Annotated in this window: 23 protein-coding genes; 7 read left to right on the top strand and 16 right to left on the bottom strand. The window is 41.5% G+C overall.

The window, feature by feature from the left end:
- Nucleotides 1–108 precede the first annotated feature (108 nt).
- From ASG46_RS08275 to ASG46_RS08265, 3 genes are all read left to right on the top strand, one after another.
- Nucleotides 109–414, top strand: a complete 306-nt coding sequence (locus ASG46_RS08275) for a general stress protein (protein ID WP_025208177.1) — start codon at nucleotides 109–111, stop codon at nucleotides 412–414.
- Between the two features lie 126 nt (nucleotides 415–540).
- Nucleotides 541–1,350: a bifunctional hydroxymethylpyrimidine kinase/phosphomethylpyrimidine kinase gene (locus tag ASG46_RS08270; protein ID WP_008343648.1), complete on the top strand. Its 810-nt coding sequence runs from the start codon at nucleotides 541–543 to the stop codon at nucleotides 1,348–1,350.
- Between the two features lie 791 nt (nucleotides 1,351–2,141).
- Nucleotides 2,142–2,996, top strand: a complete 855-nt coding sequence (locus ASG46_RS08265; RefSeq protein WP_056704120.1) for a helix-turn-helix domain-containing protein — start codon at nucleotides 2,142–2,144, stop codon at nucleotides 2,994–2,996.
- A gap of 379 nt (nucleotides 2,997–3,375) precedes the next feature.
- Here ASG46_RS08265 and ASG46_RS08260 read toward each other — a convergent pair whose 3' ends face one another.
- The 5 genes from ASG46_RS08260 to ASG46_RS08240 form a co-directional block, all read right to left on the bottom strand.
- The gene (locus ASG46_RS08260) at nucleotides 3,376–3,630 is read right to left on the bottom strand and encodes a hypothetical protein (protein WP_008359596.1); all 255 of its coding nucleotides are present in this window, start codon (nucleotides 3,628–3,630) and stop codon (nucleotides 3,376–3,378) included.
- A 187-nt stretch (nucleotides 3,631–3,817) separates the two neighbouring features.
- Nucleotides 3,818–5,275: a sucrose-6-phosphate hydrolase gene (locus ASG46_RS08255; protein WP_035702468.1), complete on the bottom strand. Its 1,458-nt coding sequence runs from the start codon at nucleotides 5,273–5,275 to the stop codon at nucleotides 3,818–3,820.
- A gap of 19 nt (nucleotides 5,276–5,294) precedes the next feature.
- Nucleotides 5,295–6,683, bottom strand: a complete 1,389-nt coding sequence (locus ASG46_RS08250) for a sucrose-specific PTS transporter subunit IIBC (protein WP_035702471.1) — start codon at nucleotides 6,681–6,683, stop codon at nucleotides 5,295–5,297.
- Nucleotides 6,684–6,938: 255 nt separating this feature from the next.
- Nucleotides 6,939–7,772: a PRD domain-containing protein gene (locus tag ASG46_RS08245; RefSeq protein ID WP_056704118.1), complete on the bottom strand. Its 834-nt coding sequence runs from the start codon at nucleotides 7,770–7,772 to the stop codon at nucleotides 6,939–6,941.
- A 51-nt stretch (nucleotides 7,773–7,823) separates the two neighbouring features.
- Nucleotides 7,824–8,102 (bottom strand): hypothetical protein, encoded by a 279-nt coding sequence (locus tag ASG46_RS08240; protein WP_024719488.1) that lies wholly within the window; start codon nucleotides 8,100–8,102, stop codon nucleotides 7,824–7,826.
- 501 nt (nucleotides 8,103–8,603) lie between these two features.
- Here ASG46_RS08240 and ASG46_RS08235 point away from each other — a divergent pair.
- Together ASG46_RS08235 and ASG46_RS08230 are read left to right on the top strand one after the other, a co-directional pair.
- On the top strand, nucleotides 8,604–11,027 hold the full coding sequence (locus tag ASG46_RS08235; protein ID WP_056704115.1) for a S8 family peptidase: 2,424 nt from the start codon (nucleotides 8,604–8,606) through the stop codon (nucleotides 11,025–11,027).
- A gap of 81 nt (nucleotides 11,028–11,108) precedes the next feature.
- Nucleotides 11,109–11,336 (top strand): hypothetical protein, encoded by a 228-nt coding sequence (locus ASG46_RS08230; protein ID WP_017368281.1) that lies wholly within the window; start codon nucleotides 11,109–11,111, stop codon nucleotides 11,334–11,336.
- A gap of 11 nt (nucleotides 11,337–11,347) precedes the next feature.
- Here the strand turns inward: ASG46_RS08230 and ASG46_RS08225 are convergent, their stop codons facing one another.
- The 3 genes from ASG46_RS08225 to ASG46_RS08215 all read right to left on the bottom strand — a co-directional run bounded on the left by ASG46_RS08225 (nucleotide 11,348) and on the right by ASG46_RS08215 (nucleotide 14,478).
- Nucleotides 11,348–12,352: an LLM class flavin-dependent oxidoreductase gene (locus ASG46_RS08225; protein ID WP_056704274.1), complete on the bottom strand. Its 1,005-nt coding sequence runs from the start codon at nucleotides 12,350–12,352 to the stop codon at nucleotides 11,348–11,350.
- Nucleotides 12,353–12,406: 54 nt separating this feature from the next.
- The gene (gene nfsA / locus ASG46_RS08220) at nucleotides 12,407–13,156 is read right to left on the bottom strand and encodes an oxygen-insensitive NADPH nitroreductase (RefSeq protein WP_056704113.1); all 750 of its coding nucleotides are present in this window, start codon (nucleotides 13,154–13,156) and stop codon (nucleotides 12,407–12,409) included.
- A 110-nt stretch (nucleotides 13,157–13,266) separates the two neighbouring features.
- Nucleotides 13,267–14,478, bottom strand: coding sequence for an FtsW/RodA/SpoVE family cell cycle protein (locus tag ASG46_RS08215; RefSeq protein WP_008345489.1), 1,212 nt, complete (start codon nucleotides 14,476–14,478; stop codon nucleotides 13,267–13,269).
- Between the two features lie 476 nt (nucleotides 14,479–14,954).
- On the opposite strand from ASG46_RS08215, the gene ASG46_RS08210 reads away from it, so the two are divergent.
- Nucleotides 14,955–15,218, top strand: a complete 264-nt coding sequence (locus ASG46_RS08210) for a spore morphogenesis/germination protein YwcE (RefSeq protein WP_008345491.1) — start codon at nucleotides 14,955–14,957, stop codon at nucleotides 15,216–15,218.
- A gap of 77 nt (nucleotides 15,219–15,295) precedes the next feature.
- Here ASG46_RS08210 and qoxD read toward each other — a convergent pair whose 3' ends face one another.
- From qoxD to ASG46_RS08170, 8 genes are all read right to left on the bottom strand, one after another.
- Nucleotides 15,296–15,676 carry a cytochrome aa3 quinol oxidase subunit IV gene (gene qoxD, locus ASG46_RS08205; protein WP_007497818.1) on the bottom strand — a complete coding sequence of 127 codons (381 nt, stop codon included), beginning with the start codon at nucleotides 15,674–15,676 and terminating at the stop codon, nucleotides 15,296–15,298.
- A gap of 1 nt (nucleotide 15,677) precedes the next feature.
- Nucleotides 15,678–16,295, bottom strand: coding sequence for a cytochrome aa3 quinol oxidase subunit III (qoxC, locus tag ASG46_RS08200; RefSeq protein ID WP_007497820.1), 618 nt, complete (start codon nucleotides 16,293–16,295; stop codon nucleotides 15,678–15,680).
- Entirely contained in the window at nucleotides 16,295–18,253 is a 1,959-nt protein-coding gene (qoxB, locus tag ASG46_RS08195) for a cytochrome aa3 quinol oxidase subunit I (RefSeq protein ID WP_007497822.1), read from the bottom strand. Before qoxB ends, qoxC begins: the two co-directional genes overlap by 1 nt.
- A 27-nt stretch (nucleotides 18,254–18,280) precedes the next feature.
- Nucleotides 18,281–19,237: a cytochrome aa3 quinol oxidase subunit II gene (qoxA, locus tag ASG46_RS08190; RefSeq protein WP_089374137.1), complete on the bottom strand. Its 957-nt coding sequence runs from the start codon at nucleotides 19,235–19,237 to the stop codon at nucleotides 18,281–18,283.
- 513 nt (nucleotides 19,238–19,750) lie between these two features.
- Nucleotides 19,751–20,833 carry a M24 family metallopeptidase gene (locus tag ASG46_RS08185; protein WP_050826729.1) on the bottom strand — a complete coding sequence of 361 codons (1,083 nt, stop codon included), beginning with the start codon at nucleotides 20,831–20,833 and terminating at the stop codon, nucleotides 19,751–19,753.
- Between the two features lie 7 nt (nucleotides 20,834–20,840).
- On the bottom strand, nucleotides 20,841–22,361 hold the full coding sequence (gene galT, locus ASG46_RS08180; protein ID WP_050826730.1) for a UDP-glucose--hexose-1-phosphate uridylyltransferase: 1,521 nt from the start codon (nucleotides 22,359–22,361) through the stop codon (nucleotides 20,841–20,843).
- Nucleotides 22,362–22,392: 31 nt separating this feature from the next.
- Nucleotides 22,393–23,385, bottom strand: coding sequence for a UDP-glucose 4-epimerase GalE (gene galE / locus ASG46_RS08175; RefSeq protein ID WP_056704110.1), 993 nt, complete (start codon nucleotides 23,383–23,385; stop codon nucleotides 22,393–22,395).
- Nucleotides 23,385–24,563 carry a galactokinase gene (locus ASG46_RS08170; protein WP_056704272.1) on the bottom strand — a complete coding sequence of 393 codons (1,179 nt, stop codon included), beginning with the start codon at nucleotides 24,561–24,563 and terminating at the stop codon, nucleotides 23,385–23,387. The genes galE and ASG46_RS08170 overlap by 1 nt, the downstream gene beginning before the upstream one ends.
- Nucleotides 24,564–24,744: 181 nt before the next feature.
- Between ASG46_RS08170 and ASG46_RS08165 the strand changes: the two genes are divergently transcribed.
- Nucleotides 24,745–25,590 (top strand): AraC family transcriptional regulator, encoded by an 846-nt coding sequence (locus tag ASG46_RS08165; protein WP_035389881.1) that lies wholly within the window; start codon nucleotides 24,745–24,747, stop codon nucleotides 25,588–25,590.
- Nucleotides 25,591–25,619: the final 29 nt, after the last annotated feature.

The following is a 25,619-nucleotide window of genomic DNA, read 5'->3' as shown; positions in this document are numbered from 1 at the left end:
TAGATTCGTCTTTTTCATTAAAACATAAATCGGCTTTCTTCTCATGATATAAAAGGCGGTTTGATTGATCGAGAAAATGGGAATTTTTGATGAAAAGGAGTGATGATGATGGAATTTTTCACAGTTGAGAATAGTAAAGAAGCCAAACAGACGATCGAACAGATACAATCCACAAAGGACGATGTGTTTGTGTTTGCGTATGACCCCGAACGCTCTGATACCGTTACTGAGTACACGGAAGCAAAGAGCATGACAGCTGTCGATCAAGGGATTTTAGATCAGATCGCCAATGTCATTCGCACCAGGGATGATGAACTGATGGCCAAAATCATGTCGACCGGCGCCGATCAAGAATTAGCCTTAACGCTTTTAGAGGAGCTGAAAAAAGGGAAATTGGTGATTTGTAAAAGATAAAGAATGAGGCGTTCCATGAAGAGTGGAACGCTTTTTTATGCCGTTTCATTGTGATAAATGGAAAAGCTGATTATAATAAGGGATAGAACAGTAACTGTTACACATCACATTGGAGGTTCAGCAACTATGTCTATGAATAAAGCACTCACCATCGCAGGTTCGGATTCAAGCGGCGGTGCAGGTATCCAAGCAGATTTAAAAACGTTTCAAGAAAAAAACGTCTACGGGATGACAGCTTTAACCGTTGTCGTTGCAATGGATCCTCATAACAACTGGGATCATCAAGTGTTTCCAATCGATACATCAACCATCCGCGCGCAGCTCTCAACGATCGTGGAAGGCATCGGTGTAGATGCGTTAAAAACAGGTATGCTGCCAACAGTTGACGTCATTGAACTCGCAGCTGAAACGATCAAAACATATGAGCTGAAAAATGTCGTCATTGATCCTGTTATGGTATGTAAAGGTGCGAACGAAGTCCTTTACCCAGAGCACGCTGAAGCATTGCGCGAAAAGCTCACGCCACTGGCAACAGTTATCACACCTAACCTTTTCGAAGCAGGTCAATTAAGCGGCATTGGCGAGATCAAAACGATGGAACAAATGGAAGAAGCCGCAAAACGCATCCATGAACTTGGTGCAAAGTATGTGGTCATCACTGGCGGCGGTAAGCTAAGCCCTGATAAAGCGATTGATTTGCTTTATGATGGACAAACCTTCGAACGCCTTGAAACAGATAAGATCGACACAGAATACACACACGGTGCAGGCTGCACATTCTCAGCCGCAGTCACAGCTGAACTAGCCAACGGCTCAGACGTGAAAGAAGCCATTTATGCAGCAAAAGAATTCATCACAGCTGCCATTAAAGGCTCTTTCCAACTAAACGAATACATCGGACCAACGAAACATTCCGCACATCGTTTGGACAAATAAGGGGAAAATTATCGCAATAAACCATATGTATAAATAAATTTCAAAGTAATTTATAAAACTTACAGAGCGTATTGATGTGTAAACTAGTCATTCCTTTAATATTGCACAATTCATCAACAGTTGAACCCCCTTTTTATATTTGTTGCATTCTATATGTAATAAGTCAATTTTTGGGGTTCAACTTATATCAGTATTACAAGCCTTCCGCTCAGTCATTATAAGAGTTCTTCCACTTAGATATTTTCTGAAATCTCCTATTTTTATAAACTCCGAATGTTCCATTCATTTGATTTAATCAATCTTAATTCGTTTTGATACTATCTTTTCCAAAGATACCTTTCCACATCTTCCGTGGAACATAGAGTTCACATAAAGCGACAATTTTTGGTACTCTTTAAGTCGAACTTCTCCTGATTTCATCTCGTAGCAGTTATTAATATTAGGCGAGAAATCATCATCACGACAAATATTCTTATTTCAACCCGCAAAATAAACACAATTTCAATACTCAAATAAATATTAAACCAAGGTCAAGAAAAATAAGAAAAATAGTCGCCATTATGAATACATATGATGTTTTTCTATCTTCATTCCAAAAATAAAAAATTAAAATAAAAGATACTATTGTAGTGATTAAAGCCCAAATTATCATTTAGTCAACTCTCCTCTATATTTGTAATGCTGTTTATAAATAGTTCTCTACGCTTTTTTCAATTTCCAGGATTTATTATATTATGGTATGAACCATTCATAACATTTTAGTCAAATAAGACTGAAAGGGGACATTAAAATTGCTTAACAATATAGGACAGACTATGCGATCAATTAGAAAGAACAAAGGATATACTCAGCATTATGTTTCTAGTGGTTTGCTATCACAAAGTGCTTATTCAAAGTTTGAACTACATCGAATCGACATACTTGCGTCATCTTTTATGGCTTTACTGGAAAAAGTAGACGTTTCTTTAGATGAGTTCCACTATATTATGAACGATTTTCAATATACTCGAAGGCAAAAGTTTATTAACGATTTTTTTCGTACGACTTTCAATCATCCGAACAAATTAAGACAATTGATAACAGAATCTGAAAGGTTGCTATCAGATTCGGAGGACCAATTGGTCAGTGATATTCAATGTATTTGTACAGCTTTAATAGTGCTTCATGAAACGGGTAGTATTGAACAAGCTTGCAATCACGTAGATACTGTTTGGGAACGTCTTTCTAAGCATGAAAATTGGTACCTGATTGATATTAGACTGATAAACTCTATACTTTTTATATTTCCTATAGAAACCGCTATACATATAGCAAAGAATGCATTGAAAAGACTTAATATATATAAGAATTTTCAAGATACTTATAAAATTGAAATTAATATTCGAGTTAATTTTTCGCTTCTTTTAATAAAATACAATAAATTTAAGTCGGCATTAGTTGTATTAGAAGAAGCAATCCCTCTCTGTAAAAGACATGGTGCATACAGGGAGATGGCAATCTGCTATGGTCGTAAAGGGATATGTCTAAAAAACTTAAACATGGATTCACCTGAAGAGTATACTGAAAAAGCTGTAACAGTCCTTAGTATACTAGAGGAAAAAAAACTAGAAGAAATGTTATATACGGAGATCAAAAACTATTATTAAAGCCATAAAAATAAATTCCACAATTCCATAAGATACAAAATACAATAATTGATCTCACTTTACTGGATTGAAAGTGGGTTCAAGAAATACATAAAAGAATTTCAAAAAATAATCCTAAGACAGACCTTAGGATTATTTTTACTATCTACTCATATATTAAATAAAATATGGATATCAGTTCTCTGTTTTGAAAAGAATGGTTATCCTTCCGCATTGTAATGTTTCTTGCACTTTTATAACTCATATACATTAAATATTCTATCTACAAATTTCTATTATCTTCATACATTAAGATTTAGAATAAAACTGACATAGATAATCTTTAAATAAAAAAAGCATACCCGCTCCCAGGTACACTCTTTCACCATACTTTTTTTACCTACTTTTGCTGATCAGATTCTTTCGCCATTTTTCGAATAAAGGCTTCAATGGATTCAACAAATAAGGCATATTCTTTCATTTGTTTATACGTATCTGACAGCTTCTCTTTTAATTCTTCCTGCTCTAGAGAAGGTTCACCGAGAATAGATTGGACTTGAATCAGCAATTCTTTATATTCTTCACGTTTATCTTCAACATGATCTGCCATTGTCTCCAAGCGTTTTCTAGTCGTCGGCTGCTGTTTTGAATTCAAGTAAACAACCCCTTTTTGTCCTACCGCATTTGGATAAACGTCAGCCTCAGCTGTATATATTTTAAAATGATACCATAATTGAACCTGTTATCATATATGTAAAACGTCATCAAACCGCTTTAGGCCAACCTTGTATATACATGATATAGGCTTTAAGATACAGGCTGATCTCACTAGAAAAAGCAGATCAATGATCTGCTTCTTTTTGCAAATGCCACGTCTTCAATTTAAGCTTCGTTTCATTTCTACCACTGATGGAGATTGATTTATTTCCCGGGGAAGGAAAGTAACGTGCAGTAAATACTTCCCGGCCTCCGTTGACAAAAATCTCAATCGATGATGCATCAATAAAGATATGCAGATCCTGTAATTCCTCAATTTCTACTTCACGAACTTCCTTTGTTCGATCTTCAAATCGATCTCGCTCTAACGTTAGTTTGCCTTCATCTTTATCATAAATGATACGAGCAGCAGCACGGATACAGCATTCAAATCCTTTTTGAGTTTCAATTTGATCAATGAATACCTCTGCGCTCGTCAAATCTTCAACAGGAATGGAGTGAACAGATCGTTTAACGTGAAAAACATGCTCCTGCTCATTTGTCCGCATAGATCGAAGTTCACTTACCGGCTTTTGAATAAGACGTCCCTCATCATCTAAACGAAGCTCTCTCGGAATCGTCAAACAATGGATCCATTGATAAGAGATGGTTGGATGATGCTCTTCCCCTTGATCTGGTACACCCATCCATCCCATTAAAATGCGTCTGCCCGATTCATCTTGGAAAGTCTGCTGTGCATAAAAGTCAAAGCCACGATCCAGCTCCTCAAACGCTCCATGCGTATATTGGTAGGTACGATCATCCAATGTACCAACAAAATAACCAGATTGATGTGTATTGTTGTATTTGAATCCATCAGGCTTCAGCCCCTGTGGTGACACGATCAATACATCCTGACCGTCTAATTCAAATAGATCTGGACATTCCCACATGTATCCGAAATGATCTAATCCATTCTTTCCACTGCCTGCAATAATGCCTTGAAACGTCCAATTGTCTAATGTATCAGATGTAAATAAGACAAGATGTCCTTTGAGATCTTCACTTTGTGCTCCAAGGACCATGTACCACTTTCCATTCCGCTTCCACACCTTCGGGTCACGAAAATGTGCAGTGAATCCCGCTGGCAAAGTCGCCACGACACCTTTTTTCTCAAAATGAACCCCATCCTCTGACACAGCTAAACATTGATATGTCTCACGATTCCCTTGCTCGTCACGGACATTTCCGGTATACATCACGTACATACGACCATCGTCAATGACTGCACTGCCAGAATAACAGCCATTTTGATCAAACCAATCACTTGGCGTGAGAGCAGCCTCTTCATGCTGCCAATTCACTAGATCGGTTGATGTGTAGTGACCCCAAAATTTTGCCCCATGTCCTGTTTTAAATGGCTGCCATTGATAAAACACATGGTAGACTCCCTTCCACTGAATCAATCCATTCGGGTCATTTAAAAGACCGACTGGCGGCATTAAATGGAAGTTCTGACGGTACACATCTTTTTTCACCAAATGCTCATAGTTTCGAATACGATCTGTTACCTTTTGACGAAGTGCTGCGTCCGTTGTTGTCATCACTGTGACCACTCCTTGATTATTTTTCGACTTCTTTGATTTTAAAGATGATGGTAAGAATAAATGAAACAGCAACAGCTATTAACATACCAATAACATAATTTACCACATTTTGTAAACCAAATGGAGCTGCAATTGCAATCATCGGAATCCCTGTTAAACCATAAGCGTTGGCGGCTACCTTCGTGAAGACGACAAACGCCCCGCCTAATGCACCTCCGATCATTGCAGCAATAAATGGCTTACGATAACGAAGATTCACACCGAATATGACCGGCTCTGTAATACCTAAGAAAGCAGAAAATGCTGCTGGTAATGCAATTTCTTTCGTTTTTGCACGCTTTGCTAAGAAAAAGACCGCTAGCCCAGCTCCGCCTTGAGCGACGTTTGACATGGCCCAGATCGGCAGCAAATAATTCCGTCCAATATCATTTAGAAGTCCTGCCTCAATCGCATGGAAGCTGTGATGAACACCTGTCAGTACAATTAAAGAATAAGCGCCTCCAAAAATAAGTCCGGCTAAGAATCCTGCATGGTCATAAACATAAGTGAGTGCATTTGAGATTCCTGTACCGAGCATTCTCCCTAGCGGTCCTACAGCAATAAACGTCACAAATCCAGTCACAATCACCGTCACAAACGGTGTCACAAGTAAATCAATACTGTTCGGCACAACTTTTCTTAAATTCTTTTCAATCACGCACATGATATACACAGTCAATAACACGGGAATGACCGTTCCTTGGTAACCAAGAAGCGCAATATCAAAGTTGAATAGATGCATATATTCTGGTTTTGCGTCTGTCAGTCCCCATGGATTCAGCAAGCTCGGGTGAATCATAATGCCCCCAATGACAGCTCCTAAATATGGATTTCCACCAAACTCTTTGGCTGCACTAACCCCAATTAAAATCGGTAAAATGATAAAGGCAGCACTTGAGAACATATCTAGCATTTGGAAGATGGCAGAGCTTGGATCAGCCCATTTGAAGGCTTTCATCATACCTAATAGGCCCATTAATAAACCGCTTGCTACAATCGCTGGAATGATTGGTACAAAAATATTCGATAGCGTCTTAGCAAAACGTGCAAGTGGATTCATTTTTTGCTTCACGGCTTCATCATGGCTGGCAGGTTTTTGATTCTCGTCGTCTGCCTCAAGACCCGCCTCACGAGCAAAAGGCTCATATACTTTGTTGACAGAACCTGTTCCAAATATGATCTGGAATTGACCCGAGCTTGAGAAGGCACCCTTCACACCCTCAAGTTCTTCAATGGCATCTTTGTCAATCAACGCCTCATCTTTCATCACCAATCGGAGTCGTGTGGCACAATGTGTTGCGCTAATGACATTTTCTTTGCCGCCTAATAATGTTGTTAATTCTTTGGCTGTTTTTTGATAATCCATGTTGTCTCCCCCTTTTTTTAAAACAAAAAAGACCTAAAATTCACTAACGATTAAAGGACATACACGTCCCCTCGTTACGCAAATTTTAGGTCTTGCCTGCCTGACAGTCACAATCCCACGATATTGGTTTTTGATTACGCTTTCATCATAGTATAAGAGCGTGACCTGCGTCAACCTATTTTTTCGAATCAAATGACCCATATACACTAATTAGAGTAGTGTGCATAAAAAAAAGCCTGCGGACAGGCACAACCTTTACGACAATTCGGCATCCTGCAGACGCTGGACATGCAGCGTGATGTAGCCGATCTCCGATTCAGGGAGATGAAGTCCATATTCTTTTTTCAGCAAATCAGCCAGTCCAAGTGCACACCGGTAAGCCGAATCATACTTTGTTTGGATAAAAGTCAGCATGTCATCGTCCATGATTTGAAATGCTTCATTCGCTTCCAACCTGCCTAATGCATACCTCAAATGTGTCACAAGCCGCTGATATGAAATACTATCCTCATCAATCGAGCGCTCAAAAACGCTTTCGACATGCTCGATCATTTCTTTGATCATCGTTGTGTATTTGACCGTCTTCTTCATGGACTCCGTATTCATTTTGGCCGTATGAATATGAAGTGCCACATACCCTGCCTCATCGTCCGGCAGGTCAACCCCAAGCCGCTCCTTTACATAACGAATGGCATACTTTCCAATATCATATTCCTGCTTATATAAGACTTTGATCTCACCAAGCAATTTATTATATAAGACAATGCCTTTTTGAACGCGTTCAATGGCAAAGGATAAATGATCTGTCAGTGAAATGTGGATATGATCACTGAGCGGCATCATGAGTTCACCCTCTGCATAACTAATAATATGCTCTGCCACCTCAATATGCGCTTCTGGCAATGTCGCAAGAATTTGTTTGAATTTCTCATTTTCTTCACGCACAACAAAAATCTTCTCTATTTTTTGAACGGGAACGACGTCATTTTTCCCCTTCTGAAAAGCAATTCCGGGCCCCATCACAATTTTCTCCTGATCACCCTCCTTTACAACCACTGCATTGTTATTCAATATTTTATATATCTTCAAGGGGCATCCTCTCCCACAGATAACGTGTCTTATGTGGGATTTTACCCTGTTTCAACTTTTCTGTAAAGATAAGAACGGACCGGCACGCGCCTCTCTCGTTGTCTTTTCATAAAGCATCATCAGACTTTCTTGAAACGGCTTTTCTGTCCTGCGCTTCTTCTTCTTTTCATCTGCCAGTTTCTCTAGCTTTCTCTCATTCACCGCAAGAAAGAATCCTCCATCCACTGCTGCCACTTTCACCCCTTGCTTCTTCAGCAGCTCACCAGGATTCACAAGCACATTCATCACAAAACCAAACCATACACTCAACCAGTTCTTCCATTTCTTCACTGAACATCCCTCCGATTTCCTTAGAATCTAGCAGTTCTAGCAAATTAACTGTTCCTATCATATCCCGAGAAAAAAGAGAGGTTTGTCACAATCTGGGTGAAAAAACGAACTAGTTTTCAGAAGTTTTGTTGAAAAGTGCAGAAGATGATCATGTTCCACAATGTTTCTATGAAAATTTTATACACACACTATCCCAAAGATAAGCACATCTTATCAACAGGGTTTATCCACATATCAACACCCCCTTACTAGATTTTGTGTATGAGATTTTTTTATTTTCCATATATATATCTGAATAATTGAGTTATCAACAGATTATTGTGCATAAGTGTGACTTTATAAACAAAATAGTTCTTTGTGACTATGTAAAATAAGACCATTTCAGTAAAGGAATTGGTTTCATCGTATGGAATACTTAATAACGGGCAGTGAATCTTTCCTATTTATCCACAAAAAGAAAGGCTATCTCCCTAAATACACAGCTAGAAAGGGGAAAATTAATTGAAAAAAGTAATCTCTCGTTCTTCTGTTCTATTGTTCTCCACTATTTTTACCTTATCCACATTCTTTTCAGGTCAGGCTACTGCCGCTCCATCGAACAAACAGGTGGAACTGGAAAAAGCAGAAATCTTCGGCGAAATCAATGTTAAGTCTAGAAAACACACCACTGTCATTGTTGAATTAAAGGAAAAATCCTTAGTTGAAGCCAAGCAAGAAGGCGAAGCACAAACAAAAGCCTCCCTCAAAAAATCTCGAACTAAAGTAAAGAATGCAGCACTCAAAAAGTTAGATAAAGCGAGTGTTCGTCAAGAATATGAAAAAGTCTTCTCTGGTTTCTCTATGAAACTTCCTGCAAACGAAATCCCGAAACTGCTCGCAGTTGACGGAGTAAAAGCCGTTTATCCGGATGTTACATATCAAACAGATGAAGTGAAAAAGAAAAGCGTCCAGCTTCCTCATGAGGATGTCTCTCCACTCATGGATAAAAGTGCTCCATTTATCGGTGCCCCAAAAGCTTGGGATGCCGGCTACTCTGGAAAAGGAGTAAAAGTCGCTGTCATTGATACTGGAGTAGATTATACCCACCCTGATTTAAAAGGAAACTTCGGATTATACAAAGGCTATGACTTTGTTGATAATGACTATTCTCCACAAGAAACACCAAAAGGAGATCCTAGAGGCGAATCGACAGATCATGGTACACACGTCGCAGGAACAATTGCGGCAAATGGACAAATTAAAGGTGTCGCAAAAGATGCTACCCTTCTTGCCTACCGTGTCCTTGGACCAGGCGGATCAGGAACAACTGAAAATGTCCTTGCAGGCATCGACCGGGCTGTCACTGACGGAGCCGATGTCATGAACCTTTCTCTTGGAAACAGTGTGAATAACCCTGATTATGCAACAAGCATCGCACTGGATTGGGCCATGTCTGAAGGGGTTGTCGCTGTGACATCAAATGGAAACAGTGGGCCGAACAGCTGGACCGTTGGATCTCCTGGGACATCAAGAGATGCTATTTCTGTCGGAGCCACTCAGCTTCCGTACAGTTTATACAACGTGAAATTCCCGAACTATTCAACAGCAAAAGTGATGGGCTACTATCAAGAAAATGATTTAAAAGCACTTGACCAAAAACAAGTCACACTCGTCCAAGCAGGCATCGGTGACGAAAAAGCTTTTGAAAACATCGATGTCAAAGGAAAGGTGGCAGTGATTGAACGTGGAGCCATTGCCTTTGTTGATAAAGTGGACAATGCGAAAGCTGCTGGTGCGATTGGCGTTGTCATGTACAACAATACCGATGGAGAAATCCCTGTGGATGTACCAGGTCTGGCCCTTCCGACGATTAAGCTTTCAAAAGCGGAAGGAACAGCGCTTGTTAAAGCCATTGAGGCTGGTAACAATACAACGACTTTCTCGATTCAATTTGTGAAAGAGTTAAGTGAACAAGTCGCTGACTTCTCATCTCGCGGACCTGTTGTCGATACGTGGATGATCAAACCAGATCTTTCAGCACCTGGCGTGAGTATTGTCAGCACCATTCCGACACACGATCCTTCTCAGCCATACGGCTATGGATCGAAGCAAGGAACAAGCATGGCATCTCCTCATGTAGCCGGAGTAGCAGCGATTATTAAACAAGCAAAACCATCGTATTCTACAGAACAAATTAAAGCGCTGATGATGAATACAGCAGAAACATTGTATGACCCAAATGGCAGCCCGTTCCCTCACAATACGCAGGGCACAGGCAGCGTTCGAATCATCGAATCACTTCAAGCGTCTTCTATTGTGTCTGATGCAAGCTATTCGTACGGCACTTTCTTAAAAGAAAAGGGCGTTCAAATCAAAACGAAGAAGTTCAAGGTAGAAAACCTGTCAAAAGCACCGAAAACCTATACCATTGATTACAAGTTCGATGGCAACGGCATTAGCACAAACGGCACGAAAAAAATCACAGTAAAAGGGAATTCCACAGGGTCCTTTACTTCCGCAGTACAAGTGAATTATGGAAAAACGAAAAAAGGAACGTACCAAGGCAGTATCACCATTCGCGAAAATGGCAGAAAGGTCACTGAAATCCCTACTTTATTGATTGTAAAAGAGCCTGATTACCCGCGCGTCACTTCGGTTTCCGTAGAGCCGGATAACCGTGCTGGAAGCTATGTCATTAGTAGCTATCTCCCAGGCGGTGCTGAAAATCTTGCATTCCTCGTCTACTCGACAGATGGAGAGTATTTAGGTGAAGCAGGAGTTTATCAACATGTTGATAAAGGAGAGCATCGTGTGAAATGGAATGGCACGATCAATAAAGGACAGAAGTTAGAAGCAGGTGAGTATACAATGCTTGCGTATGCAAGCCTGAAAGGCAAATCAGATACGGTTCAAACGAAAGAACCATTCGATATTTATCCTGAATAAATAAGAATCACATAAAAAGCCTTGTATGAGCCCATCAGCTCAACAAGGCTTTTCTATCATGTATGGAGGAAAGAGAAATTCATGTTGATATGGCTATGGATCGTTTCTTTTATGACGGCTTTTTTTCTCACGATCACCTTGGTTTATTTTTTTACCTTTTTACATGCAAAACAGCCTCGTCCTTTTCATCAAGCATGTGAACTGACTGTCTATACCACCTGCATTTATCCACTTAGCTTGGCGGTGACAGCTGCCTTTATTCTCACCATGATGCTCCTCTATCCCTTTTATTGGCTGCGCGGTCGGTAAAGTTACATACGTTATGCATCAAAAGCTTCTTTTAATAAACGGTACGATGTGAGACGGTCTTGCATGTGGTGTGTGATGGTCACAGCGATCACTTCATCTGTACGATACGCCTTTGCGAGTGCTGTCAGCTGCTGCTTCACAGAGGATGGCGTACCAACAACCATTCTCTGTCGATTGGCTGCTACTCGTTTTTGTTCATATGGACTGTAGGAATAGGCCTTTGCCTGTTCAAATGAAGGAAAGCTGCCAAGGTTCTGTCCTTGTTCGCTAGCTAATAATGATAAATCTAAACTGACAGCCAATTTTTCTGCCTGTTCCTCTGTTTCTGCACATAAAACGAAGACCGCAAGACTGACACGCGGCTCATCACCAAATTCCGAAGGTTCAAATCGGCTGATATACTGTGACACAGAGTCTTCTCCGCCTTCTCCATTAATGAAAAGAGCAAACGTATAGCCTGCACCTGCTTTTGCGGCAAGCCGTGCACTTCCTCCAGAAGAACCTAACATCCATACCTCTGGGGCAGTTTCTACTTTCGGAGAAGCGGTCAGGTGAGGCAGCGGATAAAATTCATCGGCTAAATCATGTAAATACACCTTCAATTCTTCTACCTGCTCAGGGTATTGATCACCAAGGCGCTTCCGTTCTCCATGATGAAGGGCAATGGAGGAGATCGGCATACCTCCAGGAGCACGTCCAATGCCAAGATCGATTCTGCCCGGAGCCAGGGCTTCGAGCACTCTGAAGTTCTCTGCTACTTTATAGGCACTGTAGTGGGGCAGCATGACGCCGCCTGAACCAATACGGATATGTGACGTCACAGCAGATAAATGACCGAGAAGCACCTCTGGACTCGATCCTGCGAGCCGGTTTGAAAAGTGATGCTCTGATACCCAAAAACGATGATAACCCCATTTCTCTGCCTGCTTCGCCAGCTCGACGGTTTGCTTCATTGCCTCAGCAGGCGTCGCATCTCCAATCAAAGGAGATTGATCCAGTATACTTAATTTCATGATGTCGCACCTCTTACAGAAATCCCCCTCTCTCACTCGAAAGGGGGATTTCCTGATTTATTTTCGATTAAAGCCCTTCTCTTTCACAAAATCTCCGAGGAAGGCACGTTTTGGCTGGCTAAAGCCTCGAAGCATTTGCTCAGACCATGTATCTTTTCTCTCACCGTTTGTTCGTTCTTCATAATATGATGAAATACGATCATCGTATTCTTTTAAATAACGATCCACATGAGCTTCGTCTTGCTGATATGTGTTTTCATGGTAGATCAGCTCAACGGGCAGCCGTTCCTTTTGAGATGATGGATTGGCAGGATGTCCTATGGCCAATCCGAATAGCGGCAGCACATAGGAAGGTGTTTCAAGTAGTTCGGATACTTCCCTCAGCTGATTACGCAGTCCGCCGATATAGCAGATGCCAAGTCCCATAGATTCTGCGGCGACACTGACATTTTGCGCAGCGAGCGCCGCATCAATCACACTGATAAGAAAGGCTTCAGTATTCTCAAGCGCTTCTTGATGGTTCTTTCCTGCTTTTTTTGCGATATAGTCATGGCGTTTCAAGTCTGCACAGAAAACAAAAAAATGCCCATTCTTCTCAACGTATGGCTGATTTCCAGCCAGTTTAGCAAGCTTCGCCTTCTTCTCCTGATCTGTTACACCAATGATACTATACGCCTGTACATAGCTTGATGTCGAAGCAGCCTGTGCACTTTTGATAAGTGTCAGCACTTCTTCGTCTGTCAGACGCTCATCTGTAAACGAACGGATGGACCGATGATTTAAGATGGTTTCTATCGTTTTATTCAATTCGAAGACCTCCTTCACTCCTACTATCATAAGTCAAATGAATATTACTTTTCAAAAGTTAGAACTCACGCCAAAAAGGCAGCCTACGCTTAGACTGCCCTTTACCCGTTTTATTTAAATAAATAACTTTGATATTTCGTTAACTGAACACTTGCATTATAGGCGATACCAAATCCAATAAGAACTGATAAAACAGAGCTTCCCCCGAAGCTGATGAATAAGAGTGGTATCCCCGTTACAGGCATGACGCCTATGTTCATGCCAATGTTCTGGAATGTATGGATGACAATCAATGCTGTATATCCTACACAGAAAAATGACGCAAACCGGCTATAAGGATGGATACGATCAATCAACACAACAAGCCTGTAAATCAGGAAGAAGAACATGATCACCACAAATGCGCAGCCGACAAAACCAAAGGCTTCCCCTATGATAGAGAAAATCATATCTGTCTGTGCTTCTGGAACATACACTTTTAAGTTTTTAACACCGTTCCCGAAAATTTGTCCTGCCCCAATTGCCATAATGGCTTGCTCGACTTGATATTTATCCGATCCAGATGCATCCTGTGTCTGGGCTTGGTTGGCTGTCGAAGAACTATCAGGCAGCCAAGCGGTAATCCGATTGATCTGATACTGTTGAATCCCGATCTTTTGTGCGAAATCAGGGAATAGAATAATCACGGCTAACACAGCGGCAACTAAGAGCACAACCACTGAACCGATGAGAGAGATCAATTTCCAGTTGACCCCTGATAAAAAGACCATGACAACGACAATAAACATACATACCGCAGCCGTACCTGCATCTTGCAAAAAGATGAGTCCGACTGGTACAGCAGCCACGCCGGCAATTTTTAATAGTAGGAAAATATCATCTTCTAATGTTCGTTTTCCTCTTGGGGTCGCCTTCCCAATGACAGAGGCGAGCATCATAATCAAACCAATTTTCATGAACTCTGAAGGCTGAAATGTTCCAATTCCCGGTAACACAAACCAACTTTTTGCACCATTTTTAATTGGAGCAAAATCATGACCTGCTATTTGTGCAGGAGCAATTTTTAAAAGAATTAAGAGCATAATGCCGCCTATAAAAATATATAGACTTAACTTTTCTAATTGTTCCAGATCGAAGTAATTAATAGCCACAATACAGATGACCCCGACCATGTAGTAAATGATCTGTCTGGTCCATGCATTAGATCCATATTGCCCAAACTGTCCCGCAGCATAAATAGCGATGACACTGATGGCAAAGAAGGCTAAAAATATAAAAATCAAATCTCCTTGATAGTAAGGAGATGTATTCTGCTTGTTCATGAACTAACCACCCTTATTACAAAACATAAAAGCCCTTATTTATATTAGATTGAAATTTTCACAAAAGCAACTCACCTTAAATATGACGGAAGTGACACCTGAAAGGTTCCATTCTAATTTCAAAAAATGAAATACTTTTCATCCTAACAATAGGAAAAAATTCCTTTCCACTCTATCATGACAACCGATCATAAGTCCTTTAAAAAGATTATTTTACAGATTTTAAGGGGAAAATTCAATGACTTATGTGGCGATATGAAAGGTGAACATCTTGCCAGCATAAGCTTAACTGAGGTATAAGAAAAAAAACAATTTCTGCGGAATAAGGCCCATTTTCCAATTATTGAGTTTACTTCAAAGTCAATTGTGGTATAATATTTGTAACAAAATGTTCACAATATCTCCTAAAAACAGACACAATTGCATCCTGACCTCTCATTTGAATTGAACATCAACTTACAAAGGAGTTGGATACGATGGATATGTTCTTTGCGTACCTATGTATTGCAACAGCTACACCCCTGTTTTTATGGTTGGAAAACAGAAAGATTGCATTAGCATCTATTCCACCCATCATGATTATGTGGATTTTCTTCGGTCTTTACATGACAAGCAGTTTATCTCCAGCAGGACATACCTTCATGATCGCATTCTTTGCCATTAACGTGATTCTGGCTCACATTGCAGCTTTCCTCATCTATGGACTTCCATTCATTCGCAAAAGATTCAGCAGCAGATAGATATCTCATCATCAATTGGAAGCGTTATCACAATCAGCATAAAAACCACTCATCTATGAAAGATGAGTGGTTTTTTATTATTTCTCTGAATGCTCAGACTGCTTTGGCGCAGATGGTGAATAACCGTCTTTGCTGTTCTCTCCGTGGCTGTAGTGAGCCGCGAAGATCCAAACAGACCCGATGACGAAAATGATCGCACAGAACAGACCAAACAAAGTATTTCCGACTTGAACAGTCCCGTTCTCACTCTCTGTCATGTGCATGAACATGAACAGCTGCAAGAATGCTTGAATGAAGGCAAAACCAAAGATAATCCATAGTTTTGCAGAACTGCCAATTTCAGCTCCGATGGCAATCCAGAATGCTAAGATGGTTAGCACAATGGAGAGAATGAAGCCGACTACGTGTTTCCAAGGGAAGTGTTCGTGCTCTGCTGAGGAATGTGTTTTTCCAGCCATATCACAAAAGCCCCCCTAATCCGATCAAGTACACAGCTGTGAAGATGAAAATCCATACAACATCAAGGAAATGCCAGTATAGACTTGAGATAAAGATCTTCGCTGCTGTTTGTGGTGTTAATCCACGTTTTTTAATTTGGAACAAGACGCCCGTAATCCAGAAGATACCGATGGATACGTGTAATCCGTGAGTTCCTAAAAGAACAAAGAATGCAGACCAGTATGCACTTGTATGGATGCTCGCACCCTCATGTACATAATGGAAGAATTCGAAAATCTCAAAACCAACGAAGCCTGCACCTAGAAGCAGTGTCAGAATCGTCCAAATGACAACCCCTTTTGTACTTCCACGGCGCATTTCATGAACCGCAATCCCGCATGTAAATGAACTCACCAATAGCAGGAATGTCATGATCAATACAAGCTTCATATCAAATAGCTCAGCTGGCAAAACGCCGCCAGCTGTTCTGCCATGAAGAACAAAGTAGGTCGCAAAAAGTGTTGAGAATAACACGATTTCCGCGCCAAGGAATATCCAGAAACCAAGGATGTTTAAACGTCCTGTTTCAGACTGATATTCAAGCGGTGCATTTGCATAGCTGCTATCATTATGTCCCATTACTTCTGCGCCTCCTTATTCTTTTTCTCTGTTTCAATCACTTCTTCAACAGGAATATAGTAGCCATCGTCATATTCAAATGAACGTAAAATCATTGTTGCGAATACACCGATTAAGCCGATAACGCCAATCCAGTACCATTCAAATACAAGGCCGAATGCACCAAGTCCGAAGAATGCAGACATGATTAGCGGTCTGCCTGAATTGTGCGGCATGTGAATTTTCTTGAATTCTTTTTCAGGATGAACGTCAACATTGTTTTGCTTCCAATGATGGAATGCATCTGGTGTCGTCACTTCTGGAAGTGCTGCAAAGTTATAATGCGGCGGAATTGCAGAAGATGTCGCCCAGTCAAGTGTACGTCCTTCTCCCCAGCTGTCTCCTGACACTTCACGTTTCGCGTGTCTCCAGCTGTAGTAAATGTTATAGCAAAGGATGATGAATCCGATACCCATCATGAATGCACCAATTGTTGAAATAAAGTTTAGTGCAGTCCAGCCATCTTCTGGTCCATACGTATAAATACGTCTTGGCATTCCTTGCAGTCCTAAGAAGTACTGCGGGAAGAAACAGATGTTAAATCCGATCATGAATACCCAGAAGAACCATTTGCCGATTCTTTCGTTTAACTTGTAACCAAACATTTTCGGATACCAGAAAACAAGACCTGCAAAACAAGCAAATACAGTACCTGCGATTAATACATAGTGGAAGTGGGATACTAAGAAGTACGTGTTATGGTACTGGTAATCCGCAGCTGCCATCGCAAGCATAACCCCAGTCACACCACCGATTACGAAGTTCGGGATGAAACCAAGTGCCCAAAGCATTGGGGATGTAAAACTGATACGGCCTCGATACATTGTAAAGAGCCAGTTAAAGATTTTCACACCTGTTGGTACAGAAATCGCCATTGTTGTAATCGAGAAGAATGAGTTAACCGCTGCACTGTTCCCCATTGTAAAGAAGTGGTGAACCCACACAAGGAAACTAAGAACAGAGATTGCCACAATCGATACAACCATCGCTTTGTAACCAAACAACTGCTTTCTTGAGAACGTCGCAAAGATTTCTGAGAAAATACCGAAAGCCGGCAGGATAACGATATATACCTCAGGATGTCCCCAAATCCAGAAAAGGTTCGCCCAAAGCATTGGCATACCGCCCGCTTCGAGTGTAAAGAATGCTGAACCGAATAAACGATCGAATGTCATAAGTGCTAAAGCAACTGTTAAAACAGGGAATGCGAAAACGATAATGACAGACGTGATCAATGTTGTCCATGTAAACATCGGCATACGCATAAGCGTCATACCTTTGGTACGCATTTTTAGGATGGTCACCATGAAGTTAATACCTGTCATTAGTGTACCAATACCTGCAATTTGGAGCCCGAGCAAGTAGTAGTTCTGTCCAGGTCCTGGTGAGAAATCATTTCCGGCGAGCGGCATGTAACTCGTCCAGCCTGCACTTGGTGATCCTCCAATAACGAAGGAAATGTTGAACAGCATTGCTCCGACCATAAATGTCCAGAAGCTCAAGTTGTTCAAATACGGGAATGCAACGTCACGTGCACCAATTTGAAGAGGAACCACGACGTTGATTAAACCAATTAAGAATGGCATCGCCATGAATAAAATCATGATCGTACCATGCGTTGTGAAAATTTCATTATAGTGGTTTGAATCTAAAAACGTATTATTAGGAAGCGCCAGCTGCGCGCGCATCATCAGTCCGTCTACCCCACCGCGGAAGAACATAATCACAGCAGCAAGGATATACATGATTCCAAGCTTTTTATGATCAACTGATGTCAGCCATTCTTTCCAGAGCCATTTCCACTTTTTGAAGTAGGTTAAAACAAACACAATGGCAATGGAAGTAAGAGCGATAGAAATTTGCGCACCAAGAATTAATGGGTCTCCAGTTACAAAAAACTCATCCCATTTTAAATGCATAACGGCCTCCTCCTTTCCTTAGTCAGTTTATTCGTTTTCTAGTTTTCTTTTATAGTTCTTCACATTCTCGAAAGGATCTGTCTTGGAATGCGGAGAAACTGATTGGTAACCTAAACGTTTGCGTGCTTGGAGTGCATATTCAGAATCCTCTCCGTGCTTCGCAAAAGATAAATGTGTTGATGAGAATGTCTGCACATCTGCAGCATCAGGAAGCATCAAGTAGTCATACGTTTTCTTCGTTAACTTTGGTGCTTCTTTTTTCGTTTTATTTACCCATTTATCATAGTCAGACTGCGTCATCGCATTGACTTTGAATTTTTGCTGAGCAAAGCCTTCGCCTGTGAAGTTGGCGTTTCTTCCTTCATATGTGCCTACTTCATCAGCTTGAAGATATTGTTCCATTTCCATTCCAGCCATCGCATACTTCTCCCCGCCTAGCTGAGGAATCCATAGTGATGCCATTGTATCAGCAGAAGTGATTTTAAATAAAACCGGCTGATCTTTTGGAATGTTTAAGTAGTTCACTGTTTCAATATTTTCCTCTGGATAGCTGAAGATCCATTTCCAATCAACTGCTGTAGCATAAACGACAAGTGGATCTTTATGACTTGTTGCTTGAGGCGCCTCTTCCAAAGAGTAAATGGTTTTTACAGTTGGAACTGAAAGGGCAGCAACGATTAATATTGGGATCACTGTCCAGACAACTTCTAGAAGCGTATTCCCGTGTAGTTCTGGGTTATAAGAGGCGTTTCCAACGTCCTTACGCTCACGGTATTTAACCAAAATGATGGTAAACAGTACAAATACCGCACCAACGATAAAGAGCATGAATCCAATAGATAAAAGGATTAAGTCTTTTTGTTGTGCTGCGACTGGTCCTTTAGGATCTAAAACAGCGATATTGCTGCAACCTCCTAATACAAAAACACTCACGAGCATCGCTAATAAAAGCATAGGTTTAATGGCTCTGAACAAGAAGATCACCATCCTTCCTTAAATAATGTATAAATTGCTGAATAATTGTGAAAAGCCATCTGCCTTCGAAAACTTTTCTTCCCTTTGTAATGCTATCAAAATCTGTTGGAGTTAGCTTCCCTTTTTTCAAAAGTTCATTTATTTTTCAACAGATTTCTATTAAAATGTCATAAATTCGACATAAATATATATTATTGCACACACAATAAATTTCTAGGATTTTGAAAAGTTGAGAGTTGAAGGCAAAGGACATACAATCAAGAACTTTGTCAAATTTAGGTTTACCACAATAAAAAAGTTTGGTCAAATTTCAATTTAACTTTATGAAATTTTATCTAGGTAAACAATTCCGAAATAGGTATCCCCATATTTAACAAAAACCTTACTCATTTTAACGCAAGTCGACAAGAAAAGAAAGTATCGATCCTCCCCCTATGCGCTGTAATGATTGGTAATGGTGATAAATGAGTGGAAACTCGCTAAAGACTTCCAGCAAAAAACCGGCTCATCGCCGGCTTCTCATTATTCGTCTCTCACCAAAATGTCTGGTCGTCTATAGATGCTTCCTTCATGTTCTACGTCTATATACGTCCACTTGCCTGTATAGGTTAAAAAGCGATTTCCTTCTTTCTCAACGACCATCGTATCTTCTGATTTCAATCCTGGTAAGGAAGGATTCCAAGTGAATACTTGATGAAACTGGATCTCTTCCACCGATGTAGGAACTGCAATGATCTCTCTAGACACAAATCCAGTCTTGCCACCTTGGTGAAGCTTTTTCCAGCTATCAGGAAATCCTTCTTTTTCATATTGAGCAATGCCGGCCTTCAATACATCTCCAATGGTGTTCCCTGGACGAGTAGCCGCATTCATGACCGTGTCAATTCGCGCAAGCCTTTCCTTGCTTTCTTCAAGCTCCTTTGGTAGCTGTCCAAAGTAAACGGATCTTGTGACATTTGCCACAAGCCCATGCCGTTCAGCACAAAGGACAACCAGTGCATGCTTTTGAAGTGCTTTTTCTGTTGGGATCGGGTGGCGATATTGATGAATCCGGTCATCTGTCGCCACAAGCAGCACTTCTATCGTCATCCCCTGCCCGATCGCTCTTTGAGCAACAAGCGAAGCAATTTCATGCTCCGTCTGTCCTGGAACGATTTCTTGACAGACACTTTCTACAATAACAGCTGTGTCATGACAAAGGGTTTCGTATTGGCTGAGCTGTGGTGCTGAAAGGATTGATCGAACACGAGACAAATCGGGTTCGATCCATTCCACTCCTTCCATGTGAATATCCGCACCGATTCGTTTGTCTTTTATGAGTGTTTGAATGTAAGAAGTCTCATCCTCAAACCAATCCATTGTGACGACTTGAAAGGGATGGTCAAAATACGCCATTTCTTCTTCAATGATTCGTTTTTCTTCCATTTGATTCACAACTAGGACAATATCGTCTTTCAACACAAGGAGCTGACAAACGCCCTCTGGCGTGTTTAACACAATGTGGTTTCTTCTTCCTCCTGTAAGCCAAGAAAAGTTATTACGCTTTTGAATCAGAACACCGTCGAGTTGTTTTTCTTCCATTAAAGTTCTTACCTGTTCAATCATCAACTCATCACCTGCCTGTATGGAGTGTTTGAATGAAACGTTTAAATGCTGTTTTCCCTTGCTCTGTTCTTTTAAACACACCCGCCTGCGCGAGTATACGAGAAAAAATGAGGCCGATTTCTTTTTGTATGATGGCTTCTACGTTGTCCTTCGTAAAGGTATTCTCTTCGATCAGACGCTCTGCCCATGACTCGTGCTTCATGATAGATGGGCAGGCTTTGATTTCTTCAAGAGGGTTTTTGGATAGCAACGCCGCTTTTAGCTGGCTTAATTCCTCTGCTAATCTTCCAGGAAGCACGGCGAGACCCATGACTTCGATTAATCCGATATTCTCTTTTTTAATATGATGAACTTCTTTGTGCGGGTGGAAGATTCCGCCTGGGTGCTGCTTGTCTGTACGGTTATTTCGTAGCACGAGATCTAATTCGTACTCATCCCCATGGCGGCGTGCGATCGGTGTAATGGTATTGTGCGGGGTCTCTCCTGTATGTGAGAACAGCCCCGCTTCTGGATCTGAATACATTTTCCACTCATGTAATATAAAATCCGCTGCCTCCGCAAGCGTCTGCTGGTCGCTGCTTTGAAGCCTGATCACTGACATCGGCCATTTCACAATGCCTGCCTTCACCCTCGGAAACTTTTCGAGAGAAAACACTTCTTCCATCTTTGCTTTCGCCATCGGAAATTCATGAGCACCACCTTGAAAGTGGTCATGACTTAATATGCTCCCTCCAACAATGGGAAGATCAGCATTTGATCCTATGAAATAGTGCGGATATATAGATATGAAGGAAAGCAGACGCTCGAAGGTCTTTTTAGATATCTGCATTGGTTCATGCTCGCCCTTGAACACAATACAATGTTCGTTGTAATACACATACGGCGAGAATTGCATAAACCACGACTCATTTGTAAGTGTCACCGGAATAATCCGGTGATTCTGTCTTGCTGGGTGATTGATGCGTCCCCCAAACCCAACGTTTTCTTTACAAAGGAGACAAAGAGGATATTGCTTTTGACTAAGCTTTTTGGCTTCAGCGATCGCTTTTGGGTCCTTTTCCGGTTTCGATAGATTAATCGTGATCTCAAGCTCACCATCTTCTGTCGGTGTAAACCACTGCACATTTTTGGCGATTCTGCCTGTATGAATATAGTGGGCATGCTGCTGCATTTCATAAAACCAACTTGTCGCTGCCTTTGGTCCGCAATGCTTGCGTTTCTCTTCAAACTTTGCATAGATGACACTCGGAGGCGCCACCAAGCAGCCCATGATTTTGGCATCTAATAAATCACGATACGTATCTGTCCCGTCAGGAATAAGACCTGTTTCAACTGCCCAATCGAGCATCGGCATTAAGATGTCTTCAAGGTCGTTGTCTCCTGAGACTGTTCTTGCCTCAGCATCATCGAGACCAAGCACCTCTAGCAGCCGGTTCCTTGTATAATCCATATCTAGTGGTGATATCAGCTCTTTATTAACCCCATATTGAATCAGCTGTTCTAGCTTTTCAAAAATATCAATCGCCATTCCCTTTGTCTCCTCCCCTGCCTGCTACACGTTACTCACTTTGATAGCCATCTGGATGTTTCTGAAACCAATCCCATGCACTTTGAATGATGGTGTGGAGATCTGCATATTGCGGCTTCCATCCTAGTTCTTTCAGCGCTTTTTCTGATGAAGCAATCAGCTTAGCTGGATCACCCGCACGTCTTTCTGCCACCTGTGCTGGAATGGCATGACCTGTCACTTCTCTTGCGGCTTCTACGACCTGCTTCACAGAGAATCCTGTGCCGTTCCCTAAGTTGTACGTCGCGCTTCCTTTTCCTTCACGCAGACGCTCAACCGCTAGAATGTGCGCCTCTACTAAATCCATGACATGAATGTAGTCTCTAATGCATGTGCCATCCTCTGTTTCATAATCCTCACCGTAAATCATGATTTGATCACGTTTTCCTAATGCCACTTGCAGAATAATTGGGATTAAATGCGTTTCTGGCTGATGATCTTCCCCGACAATCCCTTCTGTATGAGCACCGGCTACATTAAAATAGCGAAGCACAACGTATTCGATACCATATGCCTGCTCAGACCACTTCATCATTTTCTCAATCGCGAGCTTTGTTTCCCCATAAGGATTTGTTGGGTTCGTCTCATCCGTTTCAACGATCGGTACACGCTTTGGTTCACCATATGTCGCAGCAGTTGAAGAGAATACAATGCGTTTCACATCAAATTCATTCATCACCTGAAGTAAAGCCGTTGCCCCTCCGACATTGTTGTCATAGTACTTCAGCGGGTCTGTTACACTTTCTCCAACAAGAGAATCTGCCGCAAAGTGCATGACCGCTTCTATGTCATGCGTTTGAAAAACCCGTCTTAAAAAAGCATGATCCCTTAAATCTCCCTCTTCTAATACGGCACCCTTTACGACTGCCTCTTTATGACCTGTCTGCAAATTATCCACAATCACCACTTGTTCTCCTTTAGCCAAAAGAGCCGCTACCGCATGACTGCCAATAAAACCTGCTCCCCCACATACTAAAATTGCCATCAAAATTCCTCCTTCGTTAATTCTCTAGCGCCGCCTCCAATTCCAGCTGTGTAAAAAGAGGCTTGAATGCCTGTTTTTTCTTGATAAATCGCACCTGTTTCTTCTATAAATGAGTCCAGTAGCTCTTCTTTCACAATGCTGACGGTACAACCCCCAAAGCCAGCACCTGTCATACGGGAACCAATCGCCCCTGGATGTTGCCATGCGGCTTCGGCCAGTGCATCTAGCTCATGCCCAGTGACTTCATAATCATTCTTTAAAGAAAGGTGAGATGCCTTCATGAGTGCACCTAGTTCTTTCATTTTATCATCTTTCAGAAAATTTACTGCTTTCATGGTCCTCTCGTTTTCCGTGATGGCATGTCTTGCACGTCTTCTACACGTTTCATCTTGTATCAAATGTTCATGCGTAGCGAATTCATCCACCGTGAGCTCACATAAATGACCGATATCTAATTCTTTTCTAAGATCGCTTATAGCAGATTGACATTCCGAACGGCGCTCATTGTATTTGGAATCTGCAAGTGTTCGTTTTTTATTTGTATTGGCAATGACAAGTGCCAGACCCTCTTGCCGAAATGGGCTGTATTCAAAGGAAAGTGTGTCACAATTGAGCAAAATAGCGTGACCTTCTTTTCCAAGACTAATTGAAAATTGATCCATAATGCCGCAGTTCACGCCTATAAACTCATTTTCAGCACGCTGCGCAAGAAGGGCTAGGTCGATTTGCGTTACGCCGAATGACGACCATTCATTGATCAAGACAGCCGTGACGAGCTCAATAGAGGCGGAAGATGACAGACCTGCGCCATTTGGGATATTGCCGGCATATACAATATCAAAGCCTTCTTTCACATCCATGCCTGCTTCGATAAACTGTTGGAATACTCCCTTCGGATAATTCGCCCAGCCGTCCGATTCTGAGAAAGCGATTTCAAAAAGGTCGAACTCTTTCACACCTTCTTCTTCAAAATTCAAGGAATACATTCTGACGCGTCCATCTGATCGTCTTGCTCCCGCAGCATATGTACCAAGAGTGAGTGCACATGGAAAGACATGGCCCCCATTATAATCTGTGTGTTCACCAATCAGATTGACTCTGCCTGGGGCGAAAAAATAGCGGAGTTCTTGCTGATCTCCAAATTGCTGGTGAAATGCTGCTCGTAATGTGTCGATCATATCCATTCCCCTTTTCTCTTCTGATAATCTTATTTTAGTTGCCCCATCAGCTGAAGTTCAATGGTAAAAAAATCGTTAAAAAATACCCTTTTTTTGCTGTGAATGGTACGATGTGATATGAGGTGTAACATGATTCAAAATAGAAAAAGGTTGTTTTTTGCTGTGAAGGAGGGTTTCCAATTTGAAGAAGGAAGCATTTGCATTTCGTTTTCACCATTCTGATGTGACATTGCCGGCCCAAATCTGGTCTGTTGGCTGGGAAGTTCAATCATCCTCGTTATACAGCTGGAATGGCGTAGAGCGGAAGGATCAGGGCAAGTGCATCTTTCAGCTCACACTGTCTGGACACGGCATGATTGAAATCGGACAGAAACGATTCAAAGTATTGCCTGGACAGGCCTTTCTGGTGAAAAGCCCCAGTGCTTATCAATACTATTTTCCAGAAGACAGTGAACATTGGGAATTTCTCTATTTAACACTTTATGGGGAAGCCTGTAACCTTTGCTTTGATCAATTTATCGATCAAGGAAAGCAGGTCATGCGTTTTCATCCGAATTCCAAACCGATCCGCCTGCTAAAGAAGATTTATGATGAAGCCAGTGAAAGACGGATTACCAATCCATTTGAGGGGTCTAGCCTTGCTTATCAATTTGTCATGGAACTGTATTCATATTTGCCAAAGCTTGAGGGACAAATGGAGAAATGGCCTGAGCCCATCGTCCAAGCGGCCTTATTTGCAAGCCACCATTTTCACGAGGAGATTGGGCCTGACGATATGGCAGCTGCGGCACGTTTATCCAAAAGTCATTTTACGAGGGAATTCAAAAAGGCAACTGGCTTCACACCGATTCATTATTTAACCAATATTCGTTTAGAAAAGGCGGAAACGTTACTGAAAACAACGAAATACTCGATTGAAGAAATCGCCATACAGTGCGGCTACCGAAACGCGAATTACTTGAATAAAGTCTTTCGAAAGAAAATCGGCATGTCTCCAAAGCAACTCCGGGAAACAAGCGATGCATAATAAAAAGCAGCCGCTTTTCAATTGGCTGC

Origin of the sequence: Bacillus sp. Leaf49 (assembly GCF_001426125.1) — a bacterium.
Taxonomy (GTDB): domain Bacteria; phylum Bacillota; class Bacilli; order Bacillales; family Bacillaceae; genus Bacillus; species Bacillus altitudinis.
Note: the sequence above shows the minus strand (reverse complement) of the source record. Positions and strands in the feature narration are given on the sequence as shown.